The following is a 14,642-nucleotide window of genomic DNA, read 5'->3' as shown; positions in this document are numbered from 1 at the left end:
CGCTCCTGGCTGCGCCGAATCCGCTACCCGGTTGAACCTCCCGGACCCCGCTCCGTAGAAAGGGGCCGAGACGGGAAGGATGGCGATGGTGCGAAGGCGTGGAGGTCAGCGGTGTTGATGCGGCGAACGCTGGCGTTGGTGTTGCTGACTGTCGGGTTCGTGCTGTTCGCCCCGGTGGGGCCGGCGGCCGCGGTGCCCGACGAGACAGGCAGGTACTACGTGGTCGGACCGGGGGTCGACGGCCAGCGGGAGTACCTCTACGACATCGCCCTGCGCACCCTCGGCAACGGCAACAGGTTCCGGGAGATCACCCAACTCAACATCGGCAGAAGACAACCCGACGGCGGCACTTTCACCGACGGCGTCGAGGTGCAGCCGGGTTGGCTGCTCGTGCTGCCGCGCGACGCCAACGGCTCCGGGGTGCGGCGCGGGCCCCTGCCGCCGGTCGGCGGCAACTCCCCACCGCCCAGTAAGAGCGCCGCCGCGCCCAAGCCGCGTGCCACCGTGTCCAGCCCGAGTGCCACGGCGCCCCGGCCCAGCGCCGCCGCGTCGCGCGCCGTCGCCCAGTCACCGACTGCGGTCCCGACGAAGGCGGCCACGGCGGCAGCCCGGCGTCCTCCGGAATCCGGTGCGTCCGACAATGATCAGATCGTGTCGATCCTGATCAGGGGAGGCGCTGGCCTGGTCGCGGCGGGGTTCGCCGTTGTCGCTGTGCTGATGCTGGGCCGGGGCAGATACGTGTTACGCGCCGTCGCCCTCGACGACACCGGCCCTTGGCCACCGGAGCGGCACCACACGCCGACTCCCGCCGAGATCGTCGCGGATGTCGAAACCGAAGCGCCCGCGACCGGGCCCCCGCCGCCACCGCCCGGTCCGCAGCCACGTCGCCCCCCGCCGCCGCCAGGGCCGTCGGAGCGTCGCCGACCCCGGTCGGCTCCGCCATCGAACCCCCTGCCGCCGACGCACTCCGTGCCGAACCCGGCACCGGATCCGGTCCTCGCGCCAGCCAAGGACCCGGTGCCGGACCCAGCCAAGGACCCGATGCCGGAGCCGGCAGCGGACCCGGTGAAGGACCCAGTGCCCGAGCCGGCAGCGGACCCGGTGAAGGACGCGGTGCCGGACCCGGCAGCGGACCCGGTGAAGGACCCGGTGCCCGAGCCGGCCAAAGACCCGGCGGCCGACCCGGTGAAGGACCCGGCGACGGCGACGGGGACCGCGTCGGGCCCCTCGTCCTCGGCGCCGTTGCCGTCCGATTCGACGGAGTCGAGGCCGCCGGTACCGGTCGCGGGCGAGGTGCCCTACCTGCGGACCGACCTGCTCAGCGCGGTAGGCCCGGTGCACGTACGACTGGTCGGGATGGCGGGCCGGCGGGCAACTCCGGCCTACGCCTGGCTGGCCGAGACCGAGCCGACGCCCCCGGCGACCATCCCGCTGGTGCTGGGCAGCCGGGGCCCGTGGCAGCTCCACGTCGACCTCGGTCAGGCCCCCGACGTCCTCACTGTCGTCGGTGCCCTCGACGCCTGTCAGCGGCTGGCCGCGGCGCTCGCCCTGCGACTCCACGCCGACGGGGTCGGAGTCGCCGTGGTCGGTGACGCGCTCGGTGCTGTGGACCTGGACGGCTACCGGACGCTGGCCGTCCTGCCAGATCCGTCGGTCGCGGGCGAGACGCTGCCGGACCCGTGCGTGATCTTCACTGCTGGCCTGCCGCCAGGCGCGGCGGACGGCATCCGGGCGCTCGCCGCCGTGACCGGCGGATGCTGCGTACCCGTCGTGGTCGGTCCGGTTCCGGGCAGCCGGTGGTCGATTCAGGTGGGGACCGGAGGCTGAATCTGAGCGAGTACGGCGGGAAGCGGTCCGGGCTCCGTCCCCGGCACCCGCTGCCAGGCGCTCCCGTGTGCGAGGTAGGCGCGGCGGACCTGGACACGCTCGTACGAGCGGCTGCCCAGGATCAGCTCGACCCCGGCGGCCCGCAGCCGCTCCGCCTGGTTGAGTACCCGGTCGAGGCGGGCGATCATCTCGGCCGTCGACGTGACGTCGATCGTGCGTCCACGGGGCACCTGGACCTCCAGCATGAGCCGGCCGGGTCGGGCCGGTGGCGCCTTGCGGTAGAGCCGCAGCCAGCCGTGCGGCAGGCTGCCGCCCGACGCCGGCACGAGGGCGTACGCGCGGCGGGTGCCCGTCTTAGGCCAGCGCCGAACGTCGTTGGGCAGGCCGGCGACCGTCCGGGCCCGGGACGAACAGTGGATGCGCAGCGGGCCGTCCCCGCACTCGGCAGTCGGGACGAGTCGACCGAACTGGTAGGTGCGGAAGCCTCCGCGCGGGGACACCCGGTCCAGTCGCGCGGCCGGCAGCAGATAGGCGTCGTTCACTCCCCGCAGATGTTGCAGACGCGCGGGGATGTGCGAGCGGAGCGTCGCCATCGGGATGGCGCCCCCGGGGGCGACGCGAACCCGGATCAGGTGGCTGCCGTCGGGAACCGGACCGGGGTCGAGAAGGGCGATCAGGAACAGCTCCGCACTCGGTATCCCCTCGGCCACCGCGCGAACGGGTTCCATCGGGCAGACGACGAAGGCCTCGAACTCCTCGGCGTTGACCTGCTGCCCGGGTGGCAGCCACGGCGGGCCGTACCCCGGCGCTCGGCGACCTTCGGTGATCAGCCCGGGGCGGGGGAGGGCCGTGGCCGGCACCGTGAGCGGGCCTGGCAGATCGAGGTGTGGTCGTGCGACGAGGGGCTCCGCGAGCGGTGGAGACACAACGATGCGAGGGCGGGCCGACACCGACACGAGAAGCCCGTCCGGCGTCGCCCGCAGTGCCAGCGGACCTGCGGCGTACTCCGGCCGGTGCGCCTGCCATTCGGCGGGGCTCCCGGCGGAGTCGAGGGCGCGCAGGTCGCGGCCGCCGTCCACCAACTCGGCGCTGCCGCCCGGGGGTGGAGTCCAGACCGTGGCGCCGGTTCGTTCGGCGAACTCCTGGGCCTGCTCGGCGAGGCTGCGCTGCTCCTGTGGATCGGAGGGCCAGGTGAACCAGAGCCGCAGGTCGCAGCCGTACAGCGGGAGGTCGCCGAGGAGAGCGGCGAGTTGCTCACCGCCGTGTACCCGCTGCGTCCCGCTGTAGTCGCCGACGAGGAAGCCCGCCGTGCGCGCCGTGACGGCGATGGTCACCAGACCGTCCGAGATGGAGATCAGTCGGTGCGCGACGGCGCGTCGGTGCACGAAGTCGGCGCGGGTGGCGAGGGCGAGCCCGGCCGGCAGCGGCAGGCCGACCACACCGGTGCGGGGACGGACCACGCCCCGGTCCACCGCGAACCAGCCGGGCAGGGGGGTGGCGAGGTCCGGCGGTTGGATCACCATCCAGTCCATCGGGCGGCGGGTGATCCGATCCAGTGGGACCGCGTGCAACGGTCCGACGTCCGCGTCCCGCCGACGCCGGTGCCGGATCTCGGCACCGTCGGGGCTGACCAGCACGTCATGCCCGAGCAGTCCGGCGACCTCGCTGAACAGGTCGCCGTTGCGGGCGCCGTCGCCGGTCAGGATCCGTACGTCGTCGGCGGGTTCACCGGACCGCCGGACCAGGTCGGCGATGCCCCGCGCGGTCAGGGTGACACTGGGTTCCGCCGGGACCACCAGTCCGCCCCGGGGGCCGGGCTCCAGCCAGAGGTCGAACAGACCAGGGATCCTCAGGTGCCGACGTGGGTCGAAGCGGCTGGTCGCCGGCAGCTCGTGGATGCCCGCGTCGGTCGCCGTCGTCACCGGGTTCACGGGCTCACCACCGTCCATTCGCTGCACCTTCGTACCCGAGGGTGGACGGCCGCCGGCCGGCGAGCCTCCGCACATCGCGGCCTCGGTACCCTCGGTCCGCCCACACCAGATCTGCCCACACCACGACGTCGATGCAACTCAGGTTCAGATTGATTTGAACCAACCGGGCGCGGATCCGCAATAGATGGTGACAGCCGGGGCGGTCGGCCGCGGCAACTGAAGGAGGACGCCAGTGCTGGCGAAGCGCTCAATCCTGGCACGCCTGGTCACGGTCGTGGCCATGGCCTGCTGCGTGGTCGCCTCGGCGGCGGGGACGTCGGCGGGCCGGGCACCGACGCCGGACCCGCAGGCGTACGTCAAGTACTACGTGGTGGCGGCGGAGCACCAGGGCCAGCCGGAGAACCTCACCGAGATCGCGAACCGTTTCCTCGGCGGTGGCGATCGGTCCGCGGAGATCTACAACCTGAACGCGGGGCGTGTCCAGGCGGACGGGGCAGGCCTGACCGATCCGGCCAAGCTCCACCCCGGCTGGCACCTGGTGCTGCCGTGGGACGCGGCGGGGGAGGGCGTCCGGTACGGTCAGCTTGCGCCCGGCCCCAAGCCGACCCGATCCGCCCCGAAGCCCACCTCGACCGGGTCCGCCTCCCCGAAGCCCAGCCCCAGCACGTCGCCGGGTGGGCCACCGGCGGGCAGCGGCACACCGTCCAGCTGCGCCGCCACCACCGGGTCGAGCCGCCGATCCAACTGGGCTCAACTGCGGCTGGCCGCCGACGGCGCCTGGGACCTGAGCCGGGGCAACGGTGTCATGGTCGCGGTGGTGGACTCGGGTGTGGACGGTAAGCTGCCCCAGCTCAAGGGTCGGGTCGCGGTCGGCGCGGACGTCACCGTCGGCAACGGGCGGGGGGACACCGACTGCCTCGGCACCGGCACCGCGATGGCCGGCATCATCGCTGCCAGCGCCAGCGCCGACGACACCCCGGTCGGCATCGCGCCGGACGCCACGATCCTGCCCATCCGGATGGTGGGACCGGCCGCTACCGGACGGGCCATGGACGCGTCGAACGCCATCGAGGTGGCGGTCAGCGCGGGCGCTTCGGTCGTCGCGTTGGGTTCCCACGTCGACCTGGGCGATCCCACGGTGGCGGCCTCGATCTCGACCGCGATGAACCACGACGTGGTCGTGGTGGTGGGGGCGCCGACGAAGCCCGTCACGGTCCCGGCGGGCGGGGAACGGTCGGCGGCCGGCGCCCTGCTCCTGGTCGGCGGTGTCGGCGCCGACGGGCAGTTCGCCGAGGAGTACCAGCAGGGGACGGTGGAGGTCGTCGCGCCGGGGATCGACGTGGCGACTTTCGGGATCAGTGGCGCCGGCGTGCTGAGCAACACGGGAACCCAGCTCGCGGTGTCATTCGTGGCCGGCCAGGCGGCGCTCGTCCGGGCCGCGTATCCGGACCTGACCGCCGTGCAGGTCGAGGAGCGCATCCGGAGCACGGCCGACACGATGGAGAAGGGCAAGACGGACGCCCGCTACGGCGCTGGGATGATCAACCCGGCCGCGTCGGTCGCCCGGCAGCTCGACGAGGAGCGACAGGTCTCGGGTGCTCAGAGTGGAGACGGCGGAGGTGGTACCGCGCTCGCCGTCCTTCTCGGCCTCGGGCTGGTCGCTGCCGGTGGCCTCGTCTTCGCGCTCCGCTTCCGCCGTCGCGCGAACGGCGGGTAGCGGACGGCCGCTCTCGCGACGAGGGCGCGACGCGGGTACGCGAATCGTTCGCGTACCCGCGTCCGCGCTACCGCCAGGCCCAGATCTGCTCGCGGTTCTCCACGAAGGTCCAGACGAGCAGCGGCTTGTTCGGCACGTTCACGTTCGCGTCCAGTGCCTTGCGGATGTGCATGTTGAGGACGCCACCCTTCTCGTTCATCCGCCACACCTGACTTGGGCTCCCGTCGCAGGTGGAGGCGAAAACGGCCGTGCCGTCCCGGTCGGAGCCCTCGGCCAGGTCCATGCAGAGGCCGGCCGCGCGGAACGTGCCGTCGGCGAGGACCACCCACCACTGGGTCGGGTCGTCGTCGTCACACGTCTGCAGCGTCATCCGCGTCCCCCCGACGGTCCCGCCGGTGCTGGCGCAGAGCTTGGTCATCGGGTGGTAGAGCTGCTTGGCGCCGACGGGGCGCACAGGCGGCGTGGCTGGTGCCGGCGGGGCGGGCGGGTCGCCGGCCTTCGGCGTCGGCGTACCCGGGCCGGCTGGCGTCGGCGCAACCGGCGACGGCGGCGCGGGCGGGGGCGGGGGCGGGGGCTTGCTGGCGCCGACCGTCAGTCGTCCGTCGAGCGCGTAGAAGTCGGTGAGCGACTTCACCGACTTCAGGAACGCCTTCGTGTCGGCGTCGAGGCTGCCGCCACTCTGCCGCACCACGGTCGGGCCACTGCGATAGGCGGCGAGGGCGAGCAGATAGGGATCGCCCTCCAGGAGGGACAGCTCTCCGGTCAGGGCGCACATGGCGGTGCCGACGGCCGGGATCGCGACGGCGGGATCCCAGGCGGAGGCGTTGCTCGGGCCGTACGCCTGCCACACCTCGGGGAGGAACTGGGCGATTCCCCGCTGGCCGGCGGCCCCGAGCAGGTTCGGGTCGAATCCGGAGAGCGCCATCAGTTGTGCCGCGACGGCCGGGGGAGTCACCCCCGGACAGACCGAACCCGCCCTGACGATCAGGTCGACGTACCCGGCCGGCACGCCCTTGGTGTCGGTCGCCGGCGCGGTTGGCGCGTTGCCGCCGGGTCCGCCGAACTGGGACCGCTTCCCGTAGTACGCGGCGTAACCGCTGACCTCGTCGACGTAGTCGACCGCGTCCGGGGGCACCCCACCGGACGCCGTCACCGACTCCAGGCTGCTGTGGAAGGCGGCCACCGACAGTCGCCACGAGTCACCGGTGACGTTCGCGAGCCGGAGCTTGCCGCTGTAATCGCACACCTGGTGGGCCAGCGCCACGATGTTCGCGGCGCTGTCCGAGCGTTCCGCGTTCGGCCACGGCTTCCAGAGCTTCCAGTCCTCGTTGTCGAGCCCGGCGATGCCGGTGCCTCCGGAGGCGGTGTCCGTCGCTCTCGGTGCCAGGTCCGACTCGGCCATGAGCTGACCGGCGAGCCGGGCCGGCGTGAGCATGGGGCAGGAGCGGGCCGCGGCCGCGATGACCGCCAACTGGTCGTTGGAGATCGCTTCGCCGATCAACTGGTCACGGGCCGAGGCGACGCCCCAGCTGATCGCGGCGACGGCGGCGAAGACGACGGCCAGGCCAGCGGCGGCGACCGCCACGAGTCGGCGCGGCGTCCGGCTGAACCAGGGCCGGATGGTGCGGGGATCGGTTGTCACGGGCCATCCCTTTCGGCGTGGCGGCATCACTGTCGTGACGGATCAGCTGCCGCAAAGTTCACCGCACGACCACGAATCCATCAAATTTTGTCTCGCCGGTCATTGAACCGGCGGGGGGTCCGCACCGTGGACGCGGCTGTCTCCGACGGTTCGGCGCCGCGATGCGCCGTGCCGCCCGGTATGCAGATCAATGGAGGTGGGTCGTTTGCTGACCAGGCGAAAGATGCTCGGAATGGGGCTCGGGGCTGCGGTGGTCGGGGTGCCGCTGGTGGCGACACCGCTGTTGGCGCGGGCCAGGGCCCAGGGCGGACTGCCGTTGACCGTGGTGAACAGTACCGGTCGATACCCGAACGCCTCGATCCACATGTACATCACCGGCTACCACCCGGAGACCAGGGAGATGGGCTACGTCCGGAGCCCGGGTTCGTTCACTCCCGCCTCGTTCGCCGACAACGGCGCGGACGGCTTCCTGGATATCGCCATCCCCCTCGCCGGTTCCGGGGCGACCTCGTTCGTCCTACCGATGCTCGACGGCGGCCGGATCTACTTCTCCATCAACGGGCGACTGCGGTTCAAGGTCGTCGACGGCGGTGGGCGGCCCATGTTGCAGGAGCCGGCCGGAGCGGTGGAGAGTGATCCGAACTTCGGGGTGTTGTGGGACTTCTGGGAGTTCACCTACAACCCGAACGGTATGCACTGCAACACCACCATGGTGGACATGTTCAGCATCCCGATCTCGACCCGTCTGGTCGGGGCGGGCGAGCACACCGCCGGCAAGCTCACCGACGGTGGCCGGGACGCGATCTTCGCCGAGGTGGCACGGCAGCCCGGGTACGAGCACCTGATCATCGGCGACGGTCTGCGCGTCATCGCGCCGGGGCACGGCATCATCGCGGGCCGCTTCTCGCCCACCTACTTCGACGCCTACATCGCCCAGATCTGGGATCGGTACCGCAGCGCCGACCTGCGGGTCTCCAACGAGTTCGGTGCCTTCACCGGTCGGGTGCGCGAGGACGGCAGGCTGCACTTCGACGGTGGGATCGCCCCCTTCGACCGTCCGACCACGATGGACGTGCTGATGTGCAACGGCACGTTCAGCCGGCCCAACGACGCCAGCGGGAAGGTGGCGGCGGCCCTTGCCGCCGGGTTCAACCGGTCGGTGCTGGATCGGCCGTACCAACCCGTCGACGACCGCGCGGCCTTCTACCAGCACCCGATCACCAACCACTACTCGCGTGTCCTGCACAACCACTCCGCGAACGGCCGGGTCTACGGCTTTCCGTACGACGACATCGTCGGGGACGCCTCCTACATCCAGGACTCGACGCCACGGGAGGTGACGGTCACCCTCACGCCGTTCGCCGGGGGCGAGGCGTCGTACCCGATCGCGCAGCCGCCACCCGCCGTGCCGGTGGCGGTGGCGACGGGTGCGGCGGCGACGGCGGCCGCGGTCGGCCCGGCCCGCGTCGCCGATCAGGAGATCGCCGCCGCCGGCTTCGACCGTGAGTTCGGCGTACGGCGGGAGCCGTGTGGCGAGGGCGGTGAGAACATCTGCGCCATCGCCAACGGTGACTGGGTCGCCTACCAGGGGGTCGAGTTCGGCGACCAGCCGATGACCCAGTTCGTCGTCCGGGTCGCCTCGGGGGCGGGGCTGGGCCTCTCCGGGCTGGTCCAGGTGCGCCTGGACAGCGAGACGAGCCCGCCGGTCGGGACGATCGCGGTGGCCAACACCGGTGGATGGCAGCGGTGGTTGACCATCCCGGGGAACATGGCACCGGTGACCGGCCGGCACGACGTGTACCTCACCTTCGCCAGCGGGCAGCCCCAGGAGTATCTGAACGTCCGCTGGTTGCGCTTCGCTCGATGACCGCAGGGACCGCCACTATGGACCGTCGTCCTCATCCGTGCGTCGTCGATCGTCCCGTGGTCGAAACATATCGAACGGCCGGTACGGCTATCCTCCCCGGAGAGCGCCTGGCCGACGGCGGGCGCGGCGGTGGTGCGGTCGTGCGGGTCCACCCCGTGCGTCAGGGGAGGCGGTCGGTGTCGGCGGTGCACAACGAAGCGCTCGGTCCGCGGTCCGCGGACGCCGGCAGCGGTTCCGGGGACGCCGAAGCCCTCATGCGGCAGATCTTCGACGAGCATCAGGGCCCGCTGCTGCGGTTCCTCACCCGGCTCGTCCTCGGTCAGCGGGAGTTGGCCGAGGATCTGGTGCAGGAGACGTTCCTGCGTACCTGGCGGAACCTGGACAAGCTCGCCGCCGACCCGGAGCGGATCGCCCCGTGGTTGTACACGGTCGCCCGGCACGTGGCCATCGACGCCATCCGATCGCGGCAGGCGCGTCCGCAGGAGATCAACCTGCCGGATCTGAACCGCGTCTCCTCGCCCGAGGACGCGATGGATCGTGTCGTGAGCGCCCACACGGTGCAGGTGGCGATGAAGCAGATCAGTCCGGAACACCGGCAGGTGCTGATCGAGATGTACTACAAGGGCGCGTCCATCGCCGAGGCGGCGGAGCGACTCGGGATACCCGAGGGTACGGTAAAATCTCGTACGTACTATGCGGTTCGCGCGCTGCACGCGGCGATCGGCTCGACGGAGTCGTCGTGATCCCGGCCGGGCCGTCCCGACTTCAGCCCGTTGACCAGCACGCAGGCCGTCCCGAGGTCACACCTCGGGGCGCGGTGTCGACGCGTTGAGGAGAAGCGGGATGGGCGCAGGCGGTGAGCACGCCACGGAGGAGCAGTCCAGGCTGGCTCTCTACCTGCTCGGCGCCCTCGACGAGGCCGAGCGTGTGTCGTTCGAGGAGCATCTCGCCGGCTGTTGGGACTGCCTGAACGAGGCGACCACGATCGGGGCCTCGACGAGCGGTCTGGCCGGTCTGGCGGACGTCGACTGGGATCTTCCACCGCAGGCCGACCCGATGTCGACCACCGATCCGACGACGACCGTCGCCCCGGTGGATGCCACTGATCCGGGGGTTGCCGCTGATCCGGTGGTTCCTGCGGAGCCGGTGGCGACAGCCGATCCGGTGGCGACTCCCGATCCCGAAGCGACTCCCGATCCGGCGGTGGCTGCTGTGCCGGCGGCCGCGGGCTCGGCCGGCGGCAGCGTACCGCCGGATTCGGTTGACCGACCGGGTCGCGGCCGGAGCGGGTCGGTGCGGCCGGGCGGTGCGCGGCCCGGTGGGGATGGTGCGGTCGGTGCCCGCCCGGATCGTGGCCCGAGCACCGAGCGCCGGGGCGCACGTCGTCCCTGGCGGGTCTGGGCCGGCACGGCCGCCGTGGTTCTCGGGCTCGTCCTGGCCGGCGGGGCCATCACGGTGAACGTGCTGGGCGGGCCCGACGAGCCGGTGCTCACCGCCACGGGTGAGGCGCCCGGCTACGGCGCGAGCCTCTCCGTCTCGATCACCGCCGACGACCGCGGCCGCTCCACCATCCGGATCACCGCTACCGGCCTGCGGCCGGGCATCCGCTACCGCCTCTACGCGGTGACGCGCGACGGGGCCACCCACACGGTACGGGACTGGATGGCGTCCAGCGGTCCGCAGGAGGTGACCGGCGAGACGTCGTTGCCGGTCGACGAATTGGCCTTCATCACCGTCGGGACCAGCGATGGTGCCGGGATCGTCACCGCCCCGATCAACCGGGACGCCGGCTCTCCTCGCTGATCGAGGTGAACCCTCGCCAGGTGTGAATCGTAGAGCCTCGGACAGCAGACCCCGAGGCTCGCCTGGAGGTACCGCCATGCCCGAGATCACCAGCCCCGAAGACCGACCGATGTCCACCGAGCAGCGGCCGGATCCGCCGGGCGCCCCGGTGGACATCGAGGCGGAGGCCGTGACGCTCATGATCCTCGGCAATGAGCTGAGCAAGCTTCTGGACGCTCGGAGGAACGACGCTCAGCCCCCGTCCCAGGACGAGATCACCGCGATCGAGTTCGTCATGGATCGACTGAACCGCCTCGCGCGGCGGATGCCGGAGCAGCCTGCTGCGGACGGCTCGTCCCGCGCGCCGGTGACGCCGCGACCTCCCGCACACGCGGGAAGCATTCAATGGCAGGACGAGTTCCTCAACCTCCTCGTTCGGACCGCCAAGAGGGTGCGGCGCTGGCTGACCGACCTCGACGGCCCGGAGCGACCCGACGAGGTACCCGTGCCGGACGCTCGACGTCCGCTCGACCTGCGGGAGGTACGGGACCTGGCCAGCGTCGACCCCCGTAGCGATCTCCACCGCCGTTCGAGCGCTCGGCTGGGAGAGCTGCTCGACCAGAGCCCAGCCCTGCGGCGGCTCTGGTCGCAAGGCGGTCTGCCCGTCGTGTCGGAGCACCTCCCGCCGCAGGTGATCAACCGGCCGAACTTCGAGGTGGCAGCCTTCGCGTCCATCGAGTCGGTGTGGGCCAATCAGAACAATGCCGGATCGCATCGCGTCGTTCCGCGGAACACGCCGTACCTGCCGCCGCACCAACGGACGCAAGCTACCGCGAGGCAGGCGCGGGCGGCGCGGGTCTGACGGGGCCCCTTCGCGGTGACTCAGGTCGGACTGGCGGACGGGAAGGACGGCGGTGGGCCGCCGAGGCCCTGGTACTGGCCGAATCGGGCCCGAACCTTGGCCAGGTAACCCTGTGCCTCCGCCGTGGCGGGCATGCCGCCGGCCTCGCGTACGGCAGCCATGCCCTGGTCGTACGCGACGAGCGCCAGGTCGAGCGCGCTGCCGATCGCGGCACCGCTGTCGATCAGCTCCTGCGCCTCGTCGGCCAGGGCGCAGAGGTACCGGCCCTGCGCCATGATCGAGTCTTTCGGGTCGAGGGCGGACGTCTTGTCGTTCTTGTCGGTGTCCGTGCCGTAGCGGGTGAAGACGGCGGGTGGTAGTTGGGAGATACCCCGCTCTCCGTCCGGGCCGACCTTGGCGCCGTCCCAGTCCGACTCCACCTCGATCTGCGCCGCGATCACGATCGGGCTGATCGAGGTGCAGACGGCGCCCGCGTCCTCGATCGTGTCCGCCAGGAGCACCGGCACCTGGGTGCGATCCAGGGTGCCCTTGCCGTCGCCCTCGAAGGCGGCTATCGATTCGTCGGCCCGGTCCCAGGCGTCGCTGCTGTCGCTGCTGCCCGGGTTGGTGAACAGGAGGATCAGCACGATCAGCGGGAAGAGCAGGACGCCGAGCCCGCCGATGATGAGCACCGCCCCGGCGACGACGACGGTGGCGATCGGGCTCATCAGACAGGTGGTGGCCGTCGTGATTGCCGCGCCGACCAGGACCGCGTAACTCTTCTGCTCACCACTGTCCTTCTTGCTCGAACCGCTCATGTCGACTCCCTCACGATCGTCTGCAGGAAAAGTGGAATTGGCCTTGAACCGGAGGCAGGGGCTCCCCGTAGAGGCGTCCGTCATCAGGTCGGGGTCGCCGGTCCAACGGGACGAAGCGGCGGGTGGTTCAACGGCGGCGGCCGAAAGCCGAACCGATGACCTGGACCTCAAGAACGGTGCGGACAGCAGGAGGGTGGTGATTCGGATGGGTGCCGCAGCAGCGGTCGACAGGGCGCGGCCGGGACCGGCCGGTCATCCGACGGCCGGCGGAGGCGTCGGGGGCAGCCCACGGCGGGCTCTCTCCGAAGAGGGGCTCGGGTGGATAGCCGCGCACGGCGGTGCCGGGACCACCACGCTCACGCGCCTGTTGGGCGGGATCGACCTGGGCTGCCGCTGGCCGGACGCCGCGCTGGGGGAGCCGGCGGCGGTGCTGCTGGTGGCGCGTACCAACGCGGGGGGCCTCGGCGCCGCCGGGCGGGCGCTCAACGCGTTGCGTGAGGGCCGTCATCCGGCCGGCATGCGGCTGGTCGGGGTGGTGCTGGTGGCGGACGCGCCCGGCCGGCTCCCGCTTCCGCTCGCGCGTCGGATCAGGGTGCTGCGGTCGATCGCCCCGGTGCACCAGGTGCCGTGGTTGCCCACCTTGCGGCTGGGGATCCATCCCCGGCAGGTGCCGAAGGAACTGCTCGGCCTGGCCGACGCCGTCGGTGCGGGCCGCGAGCGGCCCGGGAGCACGCGGTGATCCCCGTGGCCGGAGCGCTCCAGGGTGTGCCGGCGTCGGACCGGCAACCCCTTCCGTCGCTCGCGCCGCTGCCGCAGTACGACCCACTCGGCGGCGGAGGCGGAGGGTTGGAGCCCTTGCTCAACCTGCTCGCGTGGAGCGTCACCGCCACCAGCGTGGCCGGATTCATCATCGTCGGCATCAGGATGGCGATCCAGTTCAACCGGGGTGTACCCGGCGAGGAAAGCGAACACTTCCGCGGTCTGACCATCGTCCTCACCGCCTGCGCCCTCGGCACCAGCGCCGGGCCGCTGGTGGACTGGTTCGGCGACCTCGGGCTGTGAGCAGGCCTCCCCTCTGTCGTAACAGCTCGGATCTTCCCTGCGGTCACCTCGGTGACCCACCCCTCAAGGAGATGCACCCCATGAACCTGACGGACCTTCCGTACGCCCTTGCCGCCTCGGTCACCGTCCGCGTGCCGGAACTCCCCGGGCCGGTCCGGGGGGTCTTCGACCCCAAGCCCGGGGCGCCGGATCCATTGAAGAACCTCGTGGACAAGCTGCTCGGTCTGCTCGCCTGGGCGGGGACCGCCGCCGGTACCGCCGGCGTGCTGATCACCGGCGTCATGATGGCCGTCTCGATGAAGCGGGGCGAGAGTTCGGAGCACATGTCCCGGCTCGGCATGGTGCTCGGCGGCTGCATTCTGGTCTCCGCCGCCGGCCCGCTCGCGGACTTCTTCCTCTGACAGTCGACCGGCCAGCAGGGGAGCGGCGCATCATGTTCGGCAACAACAGACAGCGCTCCGGCGAGGATCCGCCGTTCTGGCGACAGCAGGGTTGGATCCTCTCGGCCGCGTTCATCGTGGGCTCCGCCCTGCTCGCCGTGGCCATCGCCGTGACCGGTCGGGGCGGGGGACCGGCAGACCCCACCACCCTGGGCGGGGCGACCACGCCACCGGCCCCGTGCGCCCCGACGACGACGGCGTCCCCGACGTCGACCCTTCCTCCCGACGATCTGACCTGGCAGGTGTTGGAGAGCGGGAAGCGGATACCGGTCTCCGCGAGCAGCGGCCCGAGGGACGCGGGCGGGCAGCTCCTGCGATGTTTCGCGCACTCTCCGCTGGGCGCGGTGCTGGCCGCGCACGTGGTGCCGACCCAGCTCGGCGAGCAGGGTTGGCGGGGCACCGTGGATCACCAGGTGATGGCGGGCGCCGGCCGGGACGTCCTGGCCGGACGGCTCGGCTTCGCCACACCCGGCACCGGCCAGGAGCACGGCAGCTACGTCGGCTACCGGGTGGTGACGTACTCACCGGAGGCCGCTCAGGTGCGACTGCTCGTCAAGACCACGGCCGGACAGTACGTCGCGACCGATGTGGACGTGCGGTGGGACGACGGCGACTGGAAGGTCCAGCCGACCCGGGTCGGTGAGGTGCGTACCGCGTCGGAGACCGTCGTGGCGAACGCCGGCTTCATCATGTGGACGAAGTGAGCGAGGGCCGA

13 protein-coding genes are annotated in these 14,642 nt (G+C 71.8%); 10 read left to right on the top strand and 3 right to left on the bottom strand.

What is annotated here, in order from left to right:
- Positions 1 to 111 precede the first annotated feature (111 nt).
- Positions 112 to 1,827: a hypothetical protein gene (locus ACIA3K_RS17555; RefSeq protein WP_396802195.1), complete on the top strand. Its 1,716-nt coding sequence runs from the start codon at positions 112 to 114 to the stop codon at positions 1,825 to 1,827.
- Here the strand turns inward: ACIA3K_RS17555 and ACIA3K_RS17550 are convergent.
- On the bottom strand, positions 1,806 to 3,776 hold the full coding sequence (locus tag ACIA3K_RS17550) for a hypothetical protein (protein ID WP_396802194.1): 1,971 nt from the start codon (positions 3,774 to 3,776) through the stop codon (positions 1,806 to 1,808). The genes ACIA3K_RS17555 and ACIA3K_RS17550 overlap by 22 nt on opposite strands.
- 214 nt (positions 3,777 to 3,990) lie before the next feature.
- On the opposite strand from ACIA3K_RS17550, the gene ACIA3K_RS17545 reads away from it, so the two are divergent.
- Complete coding sequence (locus ACIA3K_RS17545; protein ID WP_396802193.1) at positions 3,991 to 5,475, top strand: S8 family serine peptidase; 1,485 nt, start codon at positions 3,991 to 3,993, stop codon at positions 5,473 to 5,475.
- Positions 5,476 to 5,542: 67 nt separating this feature from the next.
- Here the strand turns inward: ACIA3K_RS17545 and ACIA3K_RS17540 are convergent, their stop codons facing one another.
- Positions 5,543 to 7,117 carry a ricin-type beta-trefoil lectin domain protein gene (locus tag ACIA3K_RS17540; RefSeq protein ID WP_396802192.1) on the bottom strand — a complete coding sequence of 525 codons (1,575 nt, stop codon included), beginning with the start codon at positions 7,115 to 7,117 and terminating at the stop codon, positions 5,543 to 5,545.
- A 232-nt stretch (positions 7,118 to 7,349) separates the two neighbouring features.
- Between ACIA3K_RS17540 and ACIA3K_RS17535 the strand changes: the two genes are divergently transcribed.
- The 4 genes from ACIA3K_RS17535 (at position 7,350) to ACIA3K_RS17520 (ending at position 11,628) form a co-directional block, all read left to right on the top strand.
- On the top strand, positions 7,350 to 8,984 hold the full coding sequence (locus ACIA3K_RS17535) for a beta-1,3-glucanase family protein (RefSeq protein ID WP_396802191.1): 1,635 nt from the start codon (positions 7,350 to 7,352) through the stop codon (positions 8,982 to 8,984).
- Between the two features lie 176 nt (positions 8,985 to 9,160).
- Positions 9,161 to 9,727 carry a sigma-70 family RNA polymerase sigma factor gene (locus ACIA3K_RS17530; protein ID WP_396802190.1) on the top strand — a complete coding sequence of 189 codons (567 nt, stop codon included), beginning with the start codon at positions 9,161 to 9,163 and terminating at the stop codon, positions 9,725 to 9,727.
- 100 nt (positions 9,728 to 9,827) lie between these two features.
- Complete coding sequence (locus ACIA3K_RS17525) at positions 9,828 to 10,787, top strand: zf-HC2 domain-containing protein (RefSeq protein WP_396802189.1); 960 nt, start codon at positions 9,828 to 9,830, stop codon at positions 10,785 to 10,787.
- Between the two features lie 148 nt (positions 10,788 to 10,935).
- A complete protein-coding gene (locus tag ACIA3K_RS17520) occupies positions 10,936 to 11,628 on the top strand; it encodes a hypothetical protein (RefSeq protein ID WP_396802188.1) in 693 nt (230 codons plus the stop codon).
- Positions 11,629 to 11,648: 20 nt separating this feature from the next.
- Here the strand turns inward: ACIA3K_RS17520 and ACIA3K_RS17515 are convergent, their stop codons facing one another.
- The gene (locus tag ACIA3K_RS17515) at positions 11,649 to 12,425 is read right to left on the bottom strand and encodes a lytic transglycosylase domain-containing protein (RefSeq protein ID WP_396802187.1); all 777 of its coding nucleotides are present in this window, start codon (positions 12,423 to 12,425) and stop codon (positions 11,649 to 11,651) included.
- A gap of 205 nt (positions 12,426 to 12,630) precedes the next feature.
- Here ACIA3K_RS17515 and ACIA3K_RS17510 point away from each other — a divergent pair, with 205 nt between their 5' ends.
- From ACIA3K_RS17510 to ACIA3K_RS17495, 4 genes are all read left to right on the top strand, one after another.
- Positions 12,631 to 13,164, top strand: a complete 534-nt coding sequence (locus ACIA3K_RS17510; RefSeq protein WP_396802186.1) for a hypothetical protein — start codon at positions 12,631 to 12,633, stop codon at positions 13,162 to 13,164.
- Positions 13,161 to 13,487, top strand: coding sequence for a hypothetical protein (locus ACIA3K_RS17505; protein WP_396802185.1), 327 nt, complete (start codon positions 13,161 to 13,163; stop codon positions 13,485 to 13,487). Before ACIA3K_RS17510 ends, ACIA3K_RS17505 begins: the two co-directional genes overlap by 4 nt.
- An 80-nt stretch (positions 13,488 to 13,567) precedes the next feature.
- On the top strand, positions 13,568 to 13,888 hold the full coding sequence (locus ACIA3K_RS17500; RefSeq protein ID WP_396802184.1) for a hypothetical protein: 321 nt from the start codon (positions 13,568 to 13,570) through the stop codon (positions 13,886 to 13,888).
- 32 nt (positions 13,889 to 13,920) lie between these two features.
- Positions 13,921 to 14,631 (top strand): hypothetical protein, encoded by a 711-nt coding sequence (locus tag ACIA3K_RS17495; RefSeq protein WP_396802183.1) that lies wholly within the window; start codon positions 13,921 to 13,923, stop codon positions 14,629 to 14,631.
- Positions 14,632 to 14,642: the final 11 nt, after the last annotated feature.

Source organism: Micromonospora sp. NPDC051543 (genome assembly GCF_044454415.1).
In the GTDB taxonomy this organism is placed as follows: domain Bacteria; phylum Actinomycetota; class Actinomycetes; order Mycobacteriales; family Micromonosporaceae; genus Micromonospora.
Note: the sequence above shows the minus strand (reverse complement) of the source record. Positions and strands in the feature narration are given on the sequence as shown.